At 38.9% G+C, this 15,703-nt stretch carries 16 protein-coding genes; 15 read left to right on the top strand and 1 reads right to left on the bottom strand.

Annotation, left to right across the window (positions count from 1 at the left end; genetic code table 11):
- The first annotated feature begins 543 nt into the window (after positions 1–543).
- The 7 genes from AKG34_RS18095 (at position 544) to AKG34_RS18065 (ending at position 7,644) form a co-directional block, all read left to right on the top strand.
- Entirely contained in the window at positions 544–1,299 is a 756-nt protein-coding gene (locus AKG34_RS18095; protein ID WP_053347372.1) for an SDR family NAD(P)-dependent oxidoreductase, read from the top strand.
- A 146-nt stretch (positions 1,300–1,445) separates the two neighbouring features.
- Positions 1,446–2,708 (top strand): MFS transporter, encoded by a 1,263-nt coding sequence (locus AKG34_RS18090; protein ID WP_053347371.1) that lies wholly within the window; start codon positions 1,446–1,448, stop codon positions 2,706–2,708.
- Positions 2,709–2,933: 225 nt separating this feature from the next.
- Complete coding sequence (locus AKG34_RS18085; RefSeq protein ID WP_053347370.1) at positions 2,934–3,602, top strand: YdeI/OmpD-associated family protein; 669 nt, start codon at positions 2,934–2,936, stop codon at positions 3,600–3,602.
- A 220-nt stretch (positions 3,603–3,822) separates the two neighbouring features.
- Positions 3,823–4,836, top strand: coding sequence for a permease (locus AKG34_RS18080; RefSeq protein WP_053347369.1), 1,014 nt, complete (start codon positions 3,823–3,825; stop codon positions 4,834–4,836).
- Entirely contained in the window at positions 4,836–5,600 is a 765-nt protein-coding gene (locus AKG34_RS18075; RefSeq protein WP_053347368.1) for a TIGR03943 family putative permease subunit, read from the top strand. Before AKG34_RS18080 ends, AKG34_RS18075 begins: the two co-directional genes overlap by 1 nt.
- Before the next feature lie 241 nt (positions 5,601–5,841).
- Positions 5,842–7,119: a histidine--tRNA ligase gene (locus tag AKG34_RS18070; protein ID WP_053347367.1), complete on the top strand. Its 1,278-nt coding sequence runs from the start codon at positions 5,842–5,844 to the stop codon at positions 7,117–7,119.
- Positions 7,120–7,200: 81 nt separating this feature from the next.
- Complete coding sequence (locus AKG34_RS18065; protein ID WP_053347366.1) at positions 7,201–7,644, top strand: ferritin family protein; 444 nt, start codon at positions 7,201–7,203, stop codon at positions 7,642–7,644.
- A gap of 226 nt (positions 7,645–7,870) precedes the next feature.
- Here the strand turns inward: AKG34_RS18065 and AKG34_RS18060 are convergent, their stop codons facing one another.
- Positions 7,871–8,776, bottom strand: a complete 906-nt coding sequence (locus tag AKG34_RS18060) for an EamA family transporter (RefSeq protein WP_053347365.1) — start codon at positions 8,774–8,776, stop codon at positions 7,871–7,873.
- Between the two features lie 177 nt (positions 8,777–8,953).
- Here AKG34_RS18060 and AKG34_RS18055 point away from each other — a divergent pair, with 177 nt between their 5' ends.
- From AKG34_RS18055 to AKG34_RS18030, 8 genes are all read left to right on the top strand, one after another.
- Complete coding sequence (locus AKG34_RS18055; RefSeq protein ID WP_053347364.1) at positions 8,954–9,409, top strand: RrF2 family transcriptional regulator; 456 nt, start codon at positions 8,954–8,956, stop codon at positions 9,407–9,409.
- Positions 9,410–9,482: 73 nt separating this feature from the next.
- On the top strand, positions 9,483–10,193 hold the full coding sequence (locus tag AKG34_RS18050; RefSeq protein WP_053347363.1) for a DsbA family oxidoreductase: 711 nt from the start codon (positions 9,483–9,485) through the stop codon (positions 10,191–10,193).
- A gap of 212 nt (positions 10,194–10,405) precedes the next feature.
- Positions 10,406–11,221 (top strand): uroporphyrinogen-III synthase, encoded by an 816-nt coding sequence (locus AKG34_RS18045; protein WP_053347362.1) that lies wholly within the window; start codon positions 10,406–10,408, stop codon positions 11,219–11,221.
- 18 nt (positions 11,222–11,239) lie between these two features.
- Positions 11,240–12,700, top strand: a complete 1,461-nt coding sequence (gene cobA, locus AKG34_RS18040) for a uroporphyrinogen-III C-methyltransferase (RefSeq protein WP_053347361.1) — start codon at positions 11,240–11,242, stop codon at positions 12,698–12,700.
- 195 nt (positions 12,701–12,895) lie between these two features.
- Entirely contained in the window at positions 12,896–13,009 is a 114-nt protein-coding gene (locus tag AKG34_RS29730) for a DUF3953 domain-containing protein (RefSeq protein ID WP_161804951.1), read from the top strand.
- A gap of 36 nt (positions 13,010–13,045) precedes the next feature.
- Positions 13,046–13,219, top strand: a complete 174-nt coding sequence (locus AKG34_RS28070; protein ID WP_161804950.1) for a hypothetical protein — start codon at positions 13,046–13,048, stop codon at positions 13,217–13,219.
- A 388-nt stretch (positions 13,220–13,607) separates the two neighbouring features.
- Positions 13,608–14,018: a DUF4064 domain-containing protein gene (locus tag AKG34_RS18035; protein WP_053347360.1), complete on the top strand. Its 411-nt coding sequence runs from the start codon at positions 13,608–13,610 to the stop codon at positions 14,016–14,018.
- Positions 14,019–14,286: 268 nt separating this feature from the next.
- Positions 14,287–15,703 (top strand): immunoglobulin-like domain-containing protein (locus AKG34_RS18030; protein ID WP_083450837.1); only part of this gene is annotated, 1,417 nt, incomplete at its 3' end.

The raw sequence follows: 15,703 nt of genomic DNA, 5'->3' as shown, positions 1-15,703 counted from the left end.
TTCATTAATGTTGCATATTTAGATGTGTTTATAAGAGAAATCTGCAGAATGGTAAATGAATATAACTTCTCGTGATTCACTTTCTTCTCTTAATGAATACCGTATCATATAAGTTTAGCTTTTATAACAAAAAAAATCGAAGTTTTTTTTGCTGTCAATTCATTCACAAATGCAATGATGATGATTGGTGTAGAAAATTGTAATAAGTTCAGTATATATTTTTTTTAGTTATTTATAGTATTTTCGAAAGCCTTATCATTTGTTATTTAGGCATAATTGGAAGAATTAATGAGGGGTCTTTTTTTTATTCTCATTCTTTCATCCCTAGTATAAGAATAGTCATTCATGCATTCTCATGATTACATTTTTTGGTTGACTAACAAGTCAACTTTTTGATTGACTTGTTAGTCAACGTTATATATTATTGGTTCATGCTAATGTGCGTATTCACGATTCGTATGAAAAAAGTTTGAATAAAAGATATATGCATAGAGAAGCAGATCAGTTTGTTAGAAAATACATGTAAAAAAAGGGGATAGAACAATGGGTAGACTACAAGGGAAAACTGCTATCATTACAGGGGCAGCTGGCGGTATTGGTAAAGGTATGGCGATGGCTTTTGTTAAAGAAGGAGCAAAAGTTGCAATCATTGATTTAAACGAAGAGCTTGGTAACCAAACTATAAAAGAATTACAAGAATATCAACCAGAATCCATTTTCATTCAAGCTAATCTTGCTGAGCATGACAAATTGGGTGCTATCGTTAAAGAAGTGGCTGATAAATTCGGGAAAATAGATATCTTGGTGAATAATGCACATGCATCAAGAATGGCTTCTATTGCTGATACAACACAAAAAGAATTGGATTTATCTTTTAATACAGGATTCTATCCAACATTCTACTTCATGCAAGCAGCATTGCCTTACTTAAAAGAAACACAGGGGAAAATCATTAACTTTGCATCTGGAGCTGGGATTAATGGAGATGCTAATCAAGGTTCATATGCGGCAGCAAAAGAAGCAATTCGTGGAATTACCCGTGTAGCGGCTAATGAATTTGGTCCATTTGGCATCAATGTAAACATCATTGCTCCAATTGCTAAATCACCTGGAATGCTTCAATGGGCAGAAGACCAACCTGAATATTATCAAAACATGCTTGCTAAAATTCCTTTAAGAAGACTTGGCGAACTTGAAAGTGATATCGGACGTACAGCCGTTTTCTTAGCAAGCGATGATTCTGATTATATTACTGGTCAAACAATCATGGTTGATGGTGGATCTATCAAATTACGTTAATGGATTGTTGATTTGGTAAGTGAATATATTACACAATAAAGATAATGACTAGTTAATAACCAGTAGTATTATTTATAATCGATAACGCTACTGGCTTTTATTGCGGGAATTTTGGCATAAAACGAGAAGTAGGGGGACACACATCAATGAGTCAGAAGAAAAAAATTCACTATGCTTGGTGGATTTTAGCAGGCTTAGCTATTATGGTCGGTATTGCAAAAGGCGGTATTATGACTGCAGGTGGATTGTTTTTAACACCTGTTACAGAGGATTTAAGCATTGGAATGGGAAGCTTATCCTTGTACTTTAGTATTTCATCAATTGTCACCATGATTTTCCTTCCAATTGCAGGTAAAATGATGGCGAAATATGATATTAGAATGATATTAGTAATAGGAGTTATTTTACAAGCAGGATCATTTGCGATGTTTGGATTAATGAATTCTGTGTGGGGTTGGTACTTGTTCTGTATCCCTATGTCAATTGGTTCCATTTTTGTTTGCCAAATGGCAGGCCCAGTATTAATCAATAACTGGTTTAAAAAGCATAATGGCTTGGCAATGGGAATTATGGTAGCCTCAGGTGGCTTATTCGGAGCAATTCTTCAACCTATGGCAGGTAACTTAATTGATAGCCAAGGCTGGAGAAATACTTATATTATTTTAGGAGTATTAGTAATGGCGATCGTTATACCAATCGTACTCTTAACGATCAGAATGGCCCCACAACAAAAAGGCTTACAACCACTTGGAGTGGACGAAGTAAAAAGTAATGAAAAAACAATTCCTAAAGCAGTAACAAGTAAAGGAGTTACGGCAGTTGTAGCAAGAAAATCCTCTGCATTTTATGCATTACTTCTATTTTTCTTCTTTATCACGGCTATAGGAAGCTTTGGTCAACATGTTGCACCATTCGCAATGGGATTGGGCTATGATATTACATTCGCGGGTAATGCAATGGGAGGCTGGTCGATTGGTGTGTTATTAGGAGCTTTATCCTTCGGAATATTATCTGATAAAATTGGTGCGAAAAATACAGCACTCTTTGCGATGATTTTAGGTTTAGTTCCAATTGGAATACTTTTAGCAATTCCAGAAAACTCTGCGATGTTTACGTTAGCAATTGCTATCTATGGATTTGTAGTTGCATCTATCGGTACATTAGGACCGCTACTAACAACAGCTTTGTTTGGTAATAAAGAATATAGTGAAATCTATGCTTCTGCTGTGATTGGATTAGCAGTAGCGGGGATTGTCGCTTTACCAGGATACGGATATATCTTTGAATTTACAGGTAGCTATACATCAGTACTGGTTGCAATTGCTTTTATGTTGACTATCAATTTAGTATTGATTATCCTAGCATTCAAAGGTAAAAAGAAACTCGAAGAAGCTGGGCATTGGAACTAATTACCTCTAAATTATAACACCGTTAATATTCCTTAAAGCAATGATAATAGAAAAGGCGGGAGATTAATTCTCTCGTCTTTTTTTGACTCTTAAATAAATAATTTCACTAGATAGATTTGAAAATAAAAGTATACTTTCATAATTTGAACAGGAAAAGTTGCGAATGAAATGGGGAACTTTTACACTAATGAGATATACAATATTAAATTTGACGGGTGGATCTTGATGGCTAAAACAATAGTTGAAAAATTGAATTTACAAAAATATAAAAAGGTGGCAGTCGTGCATTTACCTGATGGTGCAGATTATTTAGCGGAATTAGCGGAATATGATACAGAGCTTTCTGAAAGTACGTATGATCTTATATTTGCTTTTGTATTAGATATGGAGTCTTTAAAAGGAATCGTAAACAAGGTAATTGAAAAAAATTATTTGAATAAAAGCGGCTATATCTTTTTGGCTTATCCCAAGAAGGGGAATAAAGTGTATCCAACGTTTATTCATCGTGATGATTTATTAGCTGGGCTAGGTGCAGATGAAAATGGTTATATTGGATCGAGTAACATTAAGTTTGCACGTATGGTTGGATTAGATGATGTCTTTACGGTTGTCGGTCTAAAAGAAGATTCCCGAAACAAGAATCAACCATCTTCCAAAGCAAGTCAATGTGTAGATGATTATATCGCGATGATTCAGGATATTGAGAAAGATTTGCAGGATTCTCCGGATTTACTTGCGTTCTATCAATCAATCACTCCAGGGTACCGTAAAGATTGGGCACGTTATGTATATAGTGCAAAACAAGAGGCGACAAAAGTAAAACGACGTGAAGAAATGAAAATGATTCTTGGAGAGGGTTATAAGAGTCGGGATTTATATAGAAGAGATAAATAAGTGTATTACGATGCCTTCTACTTTTCTTCTTCTGTAGTTCATCATGCATGAACATAGCTAGAATCTGTAAACCTTACCATAAATAAAGAAAGCTCCAACCTGAAACAGAGAGACTCGTTCACTCTCTGTTTTTTGTCATGTTCACTCTATCAAAGGCATATACTAGACCAAATTAAAATTTCAAATCGTAATAATTATGATTTGTAAAGGTGGTTGAAAAATGCTTTTGAAACGATACACGGGCAATCTGCTGTTATTGATTCTGCTGTTTTTGCTACTTGCATTCTTTTTTCTAGGCGATGTGTTTATTCCAAAAGCACTTGATTTCTCAGCCTACCCGATGCTTCGTTCGGTGTTGGTTGTATTTTTGGGGTTGTTTTTAGAATCGATTCCTTTTCTGTTCTTGGGTGCAATTGCATCTTCGTTTATCCAGTTGTTTGTTAGTGAAGAAATCATTCAGCGGATGATTCCAAAAAGACCTCTTACGGCTATTTTTGCTGCGATCGCGGCGGCACTGATTATCCCGGTTTGCGAGTGTGCAATCATACCGGTCGTGCGAAGGTTAATTGTGAAGGGTGTCCCGGTTCATGCAGGTGTTGTTTTACTCGTTACCGCCCCAATCTTAAATGTCATAGTTTTCGGCTCAACTTATTATGCCTTTCAGAATAACCCGTCCATTCTATACGGAAGAATCATTCTCTGTGTTATTACGGCCGTTATTATAGGTTTATTTATTTATATCTTCTGCAGTAAAGACGTGGTAAAAGAAGAGAAGATAGAACTTGTTCATGAGCATGATCACGTTACTTCTTTGCCTAGTAAATGGACAAGCTTCATCGATCACACCTCACAGGAATTTTTTATGGTCGGCAGATACTTTATCATAGGCGCCTTGTTTGCCAGTGTATTTCAAGTTTTAATGGATCGGACTATTCTGGCCGATATCGGTCAGACTCCGATTCAAGGCACAGCACTGATGATGGGAATCGCGTTTGTACTTTCGCTCTGTTCATCAGCAGATGCATTCGTTGCCGCTTCCTTTTCTCATAGTTTTCTACCGGGTTCTATCCTTGGTTTCCTTGTATTTGGTCCAATGCTGGATTTGAAAAATGTTCTGATTATGCTGTCCTGTTTTAAACAGAGATTTGTCGTCACATATGTACTGCTTGTTTTCGCAGTCGTCTTCAGTCTGTGTCTGCTCGCAGGTGTAATGATAAGTAAGGGGGGCATCTAATGAAAAGTTTTTTTATCCAAAGACTTGAGGGACTGCTACTACTTGGATTGGGGCTTATGATTTTTAAATTGTACGTTTCTGGTCATTTAACGAAATTAATTGCACCCAAAATGGTTCCATATGCATTGGCTGCGCTTTTTGCTTTTTTAGTAATCAGTCTTCTGCGTATGAAAAAACAAAAACAGAGCCTGCATAATTGTGAGTGTGAATCCCATAGAGAGTCTTCACCGGCCATGAAGGTCCTGAAATATAGTTTGTTCTTCATTCCGATTATGCTTGGCTTCATTTTGACGGACTTTACATTGAGCGGAGAAGTGCTGGAAAAAAGAGGAATGGCGCAGCAACAGACTCCCTTAGTAAGTTCATACGATGCAGGGAAACATGTGAACAGTGAAAAGATTTCTGTCACAGATGACAATTACTTTGAAGTATTGGATGATTTGCTGAACAACCTCGATACAATCGAGGGGAAGGAAATAGAGCTTTCCGGGTTTATTTATCGTGAAGATTCATTTAAAGAAAAACAAATGGCAATCGCCCGCCTCTCCATGTCCTGCTGTGTGGTCGACGCGACGTTATACGGCTATATGGTCAATGGAAATGTGAAAAATATGAAGACGAATGATTGGTACACCATTACAGGCACATTAAAAAAAGGGAGTTATAAAGGTGAAGCGGTACCGGTTATTGATTTAAAAGAATCGAAGAAAATAAAGGCACCGGAAGAAGCTTATTTGTATGAAAATGTGGAGATTATTCAATAGATTGCTAGGGGATATTGTTCCTTTTTGTGGAGTGTGTTAAAATACTTTGTAATTAGGGGTGGATGAAAATGGAAGAAGGAAAAACCTTTATGAATTCACAACTTCATCATCATACACAGTAGCTTTGCTATCCGATTGCTGAAAAATCGTGAATAGGAAAGCTATTTATCATGAACCGTATTTGATTAGTAAGTTAATCAGATGCGGTTTTTTATTTTTTCTAACAAAAGGAGGAGTTTTAATGAAGAAGATGGCTTATCAAAATGTAAAAGGTACACAGGATTATTTACCACAAGATGAGGCAATTCGTAATCAGGTTAAAAGGACTTTAGAGGATGTTTTCCTTCTTTATGGCTGTCAGTCAATTGAAACACCAATTTTGAATTATACAGAATTACTTGCTTCGAAATATGGAGGAGGAGCGGAAATATTAAAGGAAATGTACACACTGACTGATCAGGGCAAACGGGAATTAGCCCTTCGTTATGACTTAACCATTCCTTTTGCAAAGGTCGTCGCGATGAATCCAGGAATAAGGAAGCCGTTTAAGCGGTATGAAATCGGAAAAGTGTTTCGTGATGGTCCAATTAAGGCAGGGAGGTTTCGTGAGTTCACCCAATGCGATGTTGATGTAGTTGGCGTGGAATCACAGGCGGCGGAGGCAGAGCTAATGATGATGGCGATTGAGGCCTTTCAGAAGTTGGGTTTAGATGTGCGTATTCAATATAACAACCGGAAGCTATTAGCGGGCATGCTTGAAGTGCTGGGTGTCCCTAAGTCTGAAATAGCTGATGTGACACTAACTTTGGATAAACTTGAAAAAATATCGATAGAGGGTGTTTCACAAGAGCTAGAGAGAAAACAAGTGGCAGTTGAAACGATCAATGCAATTAGAAGTTGGCTAAATGAAAGGGAAACAATCGACTTGAATTTCTTCAAAGACTTGGCGACAGATAATATTCTACTCCAAGAAGGAGTAAAGGAATTATCGGAGTTAAAAGGGTTATTGAAATACTTACAACTTGAGGATGTCTGCATCTTTAATCCGTTTTTAGCTAGAGGACTTGAGATATACACTGGAACAGTATATGAAATTTTTCTGGCAGACGGCGAATTAAAGTCGAGTATTGGAAGTGGAGGAAGATATGACAATGCAATCGGAGGGCTTGCAGGTACCAATGATAAAGTCTCGACTGTGGGCATTTCTTTTGGTCTGGATGTGATTTTAACTGCTATAAAAGGTAGAAACCAAACAAAAAATGTTTCTAATCTTGACTACTATATTATTCCAATTGGTGTGGAAAAAGAAGCATTAGGTGTTGCCAAAGAATACCGCCAAAAGGGATACAAAGTGGAAGTCGAATTATCAGGCAAAAAGATAAGCAAGGCCTTGGATAGGGCAAATAAAGAAGGGCTTCAGGCTGTCATAATAATCGGTGAAAATGAGGTGAATGCGAACATCATTAAAATAAAGGATTTGAAAACCGGGGAAGAGGCATCACTTCCGTTTATGTTTTAACAGCTTACAATGACATGACTAGGCACCTGTTTCTCCGTGTTTCATAACATAATGGGAAAAGGAACAGGGAGGTTTTTATACATGTATGGTTACGAAACGTATGAAGATGATTGGAGTAGACAGCAGAATAAATTAGTCCGTCAGCTTGAAAAGGCGATAAATGGCGAGTACAGCGCCATCCAGTGTTACGAGAAATTAGCTGAATTAGCACCGGATGAGAGGCAGCGGAAGCGGATTATGGAAATTAGGGAAGATGAGGTCAAGCATTTTCAGAGATTTGCTCAGATTTATACCAGCTTGACGGGGGTGCAGCCACAGCCTAAAGTGACGGAATCGTGCCCTGAGTCCTATAGAGACGGGGTGGAATTTGCGTTCCAGGATGAGCAGGAAACCGTAGATTTTTATAGAGAAGTGGCAGATGGTGTGGCTGATCGATCCATAATCAAGGCATTCAATCGTGCTGCCGCCGATGAGCAAAATCATGCCGTGTGGTTTTTATATTACTTAGTCGGCTTAAAAGGATGATTAATTCTTATGAAGGTTGAATTAATTGCGTGAAGGACGAATTATCCCGCCAAACGGACGAATTATCCTTTTGAAGGTTGAATTAATTGCGTGAAGGACGAATTATCCTTCCCAACGGTCGAATTAATCCATTTACAGCTTATGCTGCGATCATACAAAAAAATAAGCTAGGAAAAATCCTAGCTTATTTATTAATTATGCTGCAAAATCCAACTCTGTAAAAGCGTCACTTTTTCACAGACAACTTCTGGTTCATAATAGCAGGACTCTTTGACGATTTTGGCGAAATCGTCAGTGAAATTATTCCGCATAAGAGTAGTCCAACACCAAACCAAGACATTAGAGTCAAGCTCTCTCCGATGAGGAATACGCCTAGAAGCGCGGCTGTCAGCGGCTCAGCGAGTGACAGGGAAACGGCTGTTGATGATGGAACAGATAAAAGCCCTTTATTAAAAAGTAAGTAGGCAACTGCGGTAGCGAGAAGACCAAGATGGAGGCTGACGGCCAACCCGTTTGTGGTCCCTATCCAGCTGATATCAAATATAAATAACATAGGTGCCAAAAGCAGGGCGCTGAAACAAAAGATGACCGCAGCGGTTGCTTCTGGAGGCTGTTTATCCAAAATCTTTTTACTTACCAGTGTGTATACTGTAAAGGAAGCCCCAGCACCAAGCGCAAACAAGGCACCTACCGGATCAATGGTAACAGAACCTTGATTGGAAAAAAGAAGCAAACATCCGGCAATTGATAAACCTGTTGCCATCCACCAGCTCGGTGATGGACGTTTTTTACCAAATAGCCATTCAAGGAAGCCAGCGATAATAGGGGCGCTGCTTAGTGTAATAATGGTTCCGATGGCGATTCCGGTCATGCTGACAGCTGTGAAAAATAGCGGTTGATAACAGGCCATACCTAGCGTCGCCAAAATGGTTTCTTTTATTGGCCAATTGTGTAACGTTATTTTTTTTTGCCAGATTGCAATGAGCAATAAGGCAGTACCACCAATAGCCAGGCGGACGGAACCAATCACAATTGGGTGGGCGCCATCAGGGGCGAAAGATTGAGCTGTTCCGGTTGTTCCCCAAAGCATAGCGCCAAGTATGACGAGTAAATATGGGTATTTACCATTCATGAACGTTCTCCTATCATTAAAGATTTAAAATTCAGACTATAAAAGTATATCAATAATGCACCCTTTATCAAATAGGAAAGAGGCTGGGGTCATTTGTTCGGAAGAACGGAACATAGTATAATGGCCTTACATATATCATGTAAATAGTGGAGATAGGATTTGTAAGGGGGGATAAGCATGTCTTCAGGTAATCGAAATAATCAAATTGGCCCGCCGCGATTTGCTATTGCCATTCACTCACTGGTTTGGCTTGCTCAAAGTGGAAAGCTTTTGACAAGTTCAGCGATAGCTTCAAAGGTGAATTCACATGCGACGTTTTTACGCCGAGTGATGGCTCAGCTTGCTGTTGCAGGGATTGTCGAAACAAAGGAAGGGCGAGATGGTGGATATAGTTTGAAGGTGCCTGCCGCTCAGCTGACTTTAGCGGATGTGTATCAAGCCGTACGCCCAGAATGTCTTGTTTGTATGGAAACGAGTGAATGCGGCGAAGTTGGGAAGCAGTTGGATACGGCTTTGGAAGAAATCATGAAAGAAGCAGAACAGGAAACATTGCGCCTATTAAAGGGGTATACGTTAGAAGAGTTTATGAAAAAAGTCGACTTTGCCAATTTTGAAAAAGAGTGTCTAGGGTAATATCCTTGCAAGAGGATACCCAAGATTATATAATGTGCTTAATGTGATTGCATTAAATGAAGGGGGTTTTTACATGAAGGTAGAAATTTGGTCGGATTATCAATGTCCGTTTTGTTATATAGGAAAGCGTCGGTTCGAGGAGGCCTTGAGCCAATTTGAAAATAAAGATCAGGTAGAGGTTTCGTTCCGCAGTTTTGAGTTGAACCCGGAGGCTGAACGTGATATTAATATGACCTCGAATGAAATGCTTGCGAAGAAATATGGCATGTCGCAAGCGGAAGTAGAAGCGAGCAGCCAAAATCTGACCCAACAGGCTAAAGAATTGGGACTCGATTATCATTTTGACAAAGTGGTCTTAACGAATTCGTTTGATGCTCACCGCTTGATGCATTTTGCTGAATCAAAAGGTAAAGATAATGAAATGAATGAACGCCTTTTTAAAGCATACTTTACGGAAGGCAAACATATTGGTGATCATGCAACATTGGCTAGTTTGGCTGAAGAGGCCGGCCTTGAAAAGTCTGAGGCAGAAACCATGCTAGCAGGTACTGCATTCACGGCGGAGGTTAGAGGGAACGAGCAAGAAGGAAGCCTGCTTGGAATTACAGGTGTCCCATTCTTCGTCATTAATCGCAAGTATGGCATCTCAGGAGCTCAGCCAACAGAGGCATTCCTGGATACGCTGAAAAAGGTATGGGCTGAGGAAAATCCGCTTCAAATGGTGAATGATCCAGCAACAGGTGAAGCTTGTACGGACGGTTCTTGTAACGTACCGGAAAAATAAAGCAGATATGAAGACAGAGACCCGAAATCAGGGTCTCTTTTTTACTTCTTTCAAAATGAATGTTAAGACCTTGGATTGGTGGGATTGTGTATCTAATTATGGAAAGATAATGAAGAGTCTTTTGTTTTCTATAGTTTCATAGACTGAAAATTTGTATAATAGGTGAGATAGCTAAGAGGTTTAAAATTGAATATACATATGGAGGGTTATGAATGAGTAAGCTTAACGGCAGAACCATTGCTCTATTGGGAGCGAGGAAAACGGAAGAAATAAGTAAAATTGTTCATAATCTTGGGGGCGTACCGCTAGTTCGTCCAGCACAGGGGACGGTCTTCCTTGATGATTCTCATCTAGAGGAGGATGTCACCCGCTTAATTGCAGGAGAGTTTGATTGGATCATTCTCACGACGGGAGTGGGAACGGAACTTCTATATAAAACCGCTGTGAAGATGGAAGCGGAGGCTCGTTTTATAGAAGCTTTGCAGTCTATGAAAATCGCAGCTAGGGGTTATAAAACGGCGAATATGCTGAAAAAACTAGGACTGCAGCCATTAATCCGTGACGATGATGGAAGTACGGCAGGGCTCGTTCGCAATCTAGAGGGCCATTTGTTTGGGGATGTAAAGGTCGCATTGCAACTGCATGGGGACCCGGCACCTCTTTTAATGAACTGGTTGGATGAACAAAAGGTAGAGCATAAAGAAATTCTTCCATACGAACATATTCTGCCGGAAACAGAAACGATGCAGCAGCTTATCGAAGAAATTCTTGGAGGGAAAATAGATTCTGTCGTGTTCACGAGCGCACCGCAGCCTCGTAATTTGATGAAATTTGCCCGTGAACAAGGTGTGGAAGATAAAATAATCGACTGGTTTAAATCCGATGTGATTGCTCTTGCAGTTGGAAAAGTAACGGCGCAGGTCGTAATCGATGAAGGAATCAAGCGGGTCATCTATCCAGAAGATCAAAGAATGGGTAGTGCATTAATCGAACTGGTGAAATATTATCATGCCATTTCAAGTAAGTAAGAAGATAGAGGTGAAGTGATGACCAAGGCCAAGGGGAAAGTCTATTTTGTGGGGGCAGGTCCAGGTGATGAAGGTCTGATTACCGTCAAAGGGCAAAGAGCGATTGAAAAAGCGGATGTAATTTTATATGACCGGTTGCTCAATCCGAAGCTTTTGGAAGCTGCCCCTCCTCATTGTGAATTGATGTATTGTGGAAAGACGCCTTATACAAAGGGTATTAGGCAAGAGATAATCAATGAGCTGCTCGTTTCCAAAGCGCTGGCAGGACACAATGTCGTCCGTTTGAAAGGCGGCGATCCTGCCGTTTTTGGAAGAGTTGGGGAGGAAGCGGAATCGTTGAAAGAAAAAGACATTCCATTTGAAATCATTCCAGGAGTTACGTCGAGCATTGCCGCTTCCATGTATGCAGGCGTCCCCGTGACACATCGGGATTTTGGACGTTCCTTTGCGATGGTGACAGGCCATGAACGTACCAAACAGGAAATAGATTGGACTGGGCTTGTACAAAGTGTAGATACCGTTGCATTTTATATGGGAGTAGCCAACCTTCCGAATATTTGTGAAAACTTGATCAGTCATGGAAAATCAAAGAACACGCCGGTACTCGTCATTCAATGGGGCACCTATGGAAGACAAGAAACGGTGGAGGGGACCTTGGCCAATATAGTGGAAATGGTAAGTGAAAAGTCGCTTCAGAACCCGGCTATCACCTTGGTCGGGGATATCATTTTACTAAGAAAAAGGCTGCAATGGTTTGAAAAGAAACCACTATATGGGCAACAGTTTTTAGTAGCTCGAACGGGAACGACAAAAAGTTCCTTGGCGGAGAACCTTTATGAACTTGGGGGCGATGTCATCGAGTTTCCTAAATGGATTACGACAAAAGTAAAAGCTAAAAAAAGTCAGCTGCTATCTTTCCTTTTGTATGATCGGATGCTCTTTACCTCACCAGAGAGTGTTCATGGGTTTTTAGATTTACTCACAGAATATGCTATAGACTTCCGCCAAATTTCGGCCAAGCTTTATGTGGTATCGAGGAAATCGAAGAAAGTCTTACAGCAACGAGGGTTAATTGCAGCTCTCAAATCAGAGATGACGGAAGACGGAACTCTGTTGATTATAGGAGATCGGAAAAAGGAACACTTGGATCCAAATTATGGGGACGAGGACTATTTTCAATCTATCGAAAAATATGTGGATGAAAGATTTCTTGAAATTCTTCCGAGAATGCTAGAAGAAAATGCTGTTGATACGGTTCTTTTTTCTAATCAGCATTCAGTGGATATGCTGATGGATTATGGGGACAAGGCAGGCGTTGATGTTAGCGGGATGTTAAATCAAGCTACCATCGGGGTAATCGGGAAAAGTACCGGCAGGAAACTTAAAGACTTTGGGTTTACGCCGGATATGATGCCGCATGAACCGTCTGTCGAGCAATTGGTGGCTTTGATTGTGAATAGGAATGTTTTTAGGCTCTGATACAGAGCCTTTTTTCCATTTTTCAGCCAAAAGAATGGTGATAAATGATATGCTTTTTCTTTGGAGGGGATTTGTTGCTGATAAAGGTTCAAATTTCGTTGGTGTTTAGTATAATAGCCCTATCATCTTATAGTTTGATCACTAGGAATGTAGACTACTCTTCATACACCTTATTTTTATTAGGAGCTCTTGCTTGTGTTGTTTGTGGGAATAGAAAAACTTCGGAATGACCGAAAAGTTCGAGGGTATGTTTGTATCTTAGTAGCTTTATTTGTCCTTTTAGTTTCTTTACAAGGTTTTTGTAACTAAAAGATTGTTAATCATTTTATTTCAGGTGGTGATATTATGTTTAATATTGGTGATATATTATGGCAATTATTTTACCTCGCTCTTCTTGTACTTTTAGTCGTAATGGTTGTGAAGGTTTTCCGTTTCTTTATAAAACACATGACAAAAATGCATCATTTAGAAAATAAAGTAGATAAATTAAACGAACAGTTAAAAAAGAAGGATGATTAACGGCTCTATATCTGAGTCGTTTTTTTATTCCCCTTATGTGTCTTCTTCAATTCAACCCTGTAGCTTCGGAACTAGTCTTATGGAAGGGTAGGTGTTTTTCATTAATAGAGTATTAGTTAGTCTCGCAATAATCATATTTATATTAAATTTTTTCATATCACCTGTATTTTTTGGTGAAGAGCCAAGTTCCAATGGTACGTTTATCGGATTAATTTTATTATGCATTTGTCTTATTAGCCTTATTGATGAAGTGAAGAAAAAATAATAATAGAATAGCAGAGCCGTGTTTATGCTCTCAAAAAAAGCCTGAGGATGTTTAAGAAAAGTCTTTTATTCCTTCCCAGATTGGGTATTATATATAAGTAACTTTTCTAGGGAGGCGAATGAATTGAAACGGACATGGGAATTTGTATTAAGTATTATTGGCGTGAGTATCGCTGCGATTTCATTAATCGTGACGATTATAGCAGCGGTTTATATCAACAGTATCGATGTAACAGAAATAGTAGACTACTCATTAATGACAGAGTCAGAGTTTTCAACGTCTGATATGGATATGTCAATCAAGTTTTTTATTGGCTTATTATGGGCTGGGATTATATCCTTGTTTATTGCATTGGCTGGAGGCCTGATTGCTATCTTTCTAGTAAAAAGCGGCAAAGTGAAGGCAGCCGGAATCTTATTCATCATTACAGGCATTCTGACCATCTTTCATGTATGGCCCCTTATCTTCTTCATCGTGCCGGGTATCATGTGTCTGGTGCGGAAACCGAGAGAACCGGTAGAAGTGATTGTATAATAGAATAGACACATAGCGCCGAAAAATCTAACCATAAGATAGGAAAAATTTTAACCATAATAAATACATATTCTTGTGATTGGAAAAGAAAGAAGCTGACTCGATAATGTGAGTCAGCTTCTTTTGTTCTAGGTAATAAACAAATTGTTTATCCTTGTTAGGAATTTCATTTCAAAAAACCAATTTTATTCCAGTAATTGTTACAATTACTAGATTATCATGTTAGAATTATTATAAATTTAAATATAAATAGACTGGAGTTTGATTCATGAAGTTACCTTTAGTAAAAGCTGGAATAGTAACCTGTTTAACATTCAGTTTGTTCAATGGACAGGCTTTTGCAGCGTCTGAATTAACCAATGCATGCTCATCATTTGGTGAAATCCAACCGAATGAAAATCCTTCCCATAAGCAGATTAACTGCTTACTGACGAATGCAGCAATAAAGGCTGAAATCCCCCCTGAGGTGTTAAAAGCGGTTGCTACGCAGGAAAACGGGGATTGGAGGCAATTTAATGATGCAGGACAACCGATTAAATCCGACGATGGCGGTATCGGTCTAATGCAGCTTACCAATAAAAGTGGGTATGACCAGAAAAGGTTGGAAAATGATATAGTCTACAATATAGAAGCAGGCGTCGAGGTACTGAGCAGTATGTATTCAAGAAAAGATTTGCCGAAAATCAAAGGTGCAGCGCGTAAAGTTATTGAAAATTGGTATTTCCCTGTCATGGCATACAATGGGACAAAACCTGTGAACAGTCCTCTTTACCAGGAAACTGGGAAAATAAATACAAATGCCTATCAAGAGGAAGTTTTTGCTGAGATAGAAAACCAAAGTTATTTGAATGTTACAAAACTAGCAAAATATCCTTTTAAAACATCCGATTTTCAATATGATCGTGAAAGCACTGAAAATATCATCTTTAATAATCTGGAATATACACTGACAGATCAAACGCATGACTCTGTTTATTGGTTCAAGGCAGGAGACAAAGCGGTGACGACATCCAGGGTGAATATAAGGAAAGAAATAATCACTACGGAAGGTGCCGTATCTGTGCCATCCAATACAAGCTTGATCATCACAGGGAATTTTGACTATCACGAATCTAAGGGTAATAAATTTGTCTGGTACCCCGTACAAACTGAAGATCAAAAGGTGAAGGGCTATGTTTCATCAGCTTACATTGCGAAGAAACAATCAAGTCCTGTTGTGCCAATTAAGGATACGGTTAAACCTGTCATTTCAGGTGCCGCGAACAAAACAATCAGACTTAATTCTTCATTTAATCCAAAAACAAACGTGAGTGCTAATGATAATGCAGACGGCAGTTTGACTAGTAAAATCAAGGTAACGGGTACGGTAAATACAAAGAAAAAAGGAACGTATACATTAAAGTATACAGTCACTGATCAATCAAAAAATGTTACGACAGTTACAAGAAAGATCACCATAGATAGCACCAAGCCAGTCATTTTCGGCGCCAAAAGTAAAACCGTTGTCTATAACTCAGCTTTTAATTCTAAATCAGGAGTAACTGCGAAAGATAATTTGGATGGCAGTTTGACTAGTAAAATCAAGGTAACGGGTACGGTAAATACAAAGAAAAAAGGAACGTATACATTAAAGTATACAGTCACTGATCAATCGAAGAATGTTACAACCGTTACGAGAAAGATCA

Source organism: Peribacillus butanolivorans (assembly GCF_001273755.1).
GTDB lineage: Bacteria > Bacillota > Bacilli > Bacillales > DSM-1321 > Peribacillus > Peribacillus butanolivorans.
Note: the sequence above shows the minus strand (reverse complement) of the source record. Positions and strands in the feature narration are given on the sequence as shown.

Bases quoted from the DNA above. Each gene is read 5' to 3' on its own strand.
- AKG34_RS18095 (WP_053347372.1), top strand. From the start codon at position 544: ATGGGTAGACTACAAGGGAAAACTGCTATCATTACAGGGGCAGCTGGC.
- AKG34_RS18090 (WP_053347371.1), top strand. From the start codon at position 1,446: ATGAGTCAGAAGAAAAAAATTCACTATGCTTGGTGGATTTTAGCAGGC.
- AKG34_RS18085 (WP_053347370.1), top strand. From the start codon at position 2,934: ATGGCTAAAACAATAGTTGAAAAATTGAATTTACAAAAATATAAAAAG.
- AKG34_RS18080 (WP_053347369.1), top strand. From the start codon at position 3,823: ATGCTTTTGAAACGATACACGGGCAATCTGCTGTTATTGATTCTGCTG.
- AKG34_RS18075 (WP_053347368.1), top strand. From the start codon at position 4,836: ATGAAAAGTTTTTTTATCCAAAGACTTGAGGGACTGCTACTACTTGGA.
- AKG34_RS18070 (WP_053347367.1), top strand. From the start codon at position 5,842: ATGAAGAAGATGGCTTATCAAAATGTAAAAGGTACACAGGATTATTTA.
- AKG34_RS18065 (WP_053347366.1), top strand. From the start codon at position 7,201: ATGTATGGTTACGAAACGTATGAAGATGATTGGAGTAGACAGCAGAAT.
- AKG34_RS18060 (WP_053347365.1), bottom strand. From the start codon at position 8,776: ATGAATGGTAAATACCCATATTTACTCGTCATACTTGGCGCTATGCTT.
- AKG34_RS18055 (WP_053347364.1), top strand. From the start codon at position 8,954: ATGTCTTCAGGTAATCGAAATAATCAAATTGGCCCGCCGCGATTTGCT.
- AKG34_RS18050 (WP_053347363.1), top strand. From the start codon at position 9,483: ATGAAGGTAGAAATTTGGTCGGATTATCAATGTCCGTTTTGTTATATA.
- AKG34_RS18045 (WP_053347362.1), top strand. From the start codon at position 10,406: ATGAGTAAGCTTAACGGCAGAACCATTGCTCTATTGGGAGCGAGGAAA.
- cobA (WP_053347361.1), top strand. From the start codon at position 11,240: ATGACCAAGGCCAAGGGGAAAGTCTATTTTGTGGGGGCAGGTCCAGGT.
- AKG34_RS28070 (WP_161804950.1), top strand. From the start codon at position 13,046: ATGTTTAATATTGGTGATATATTATGGCAATTATTTTACCTCGCTCTT.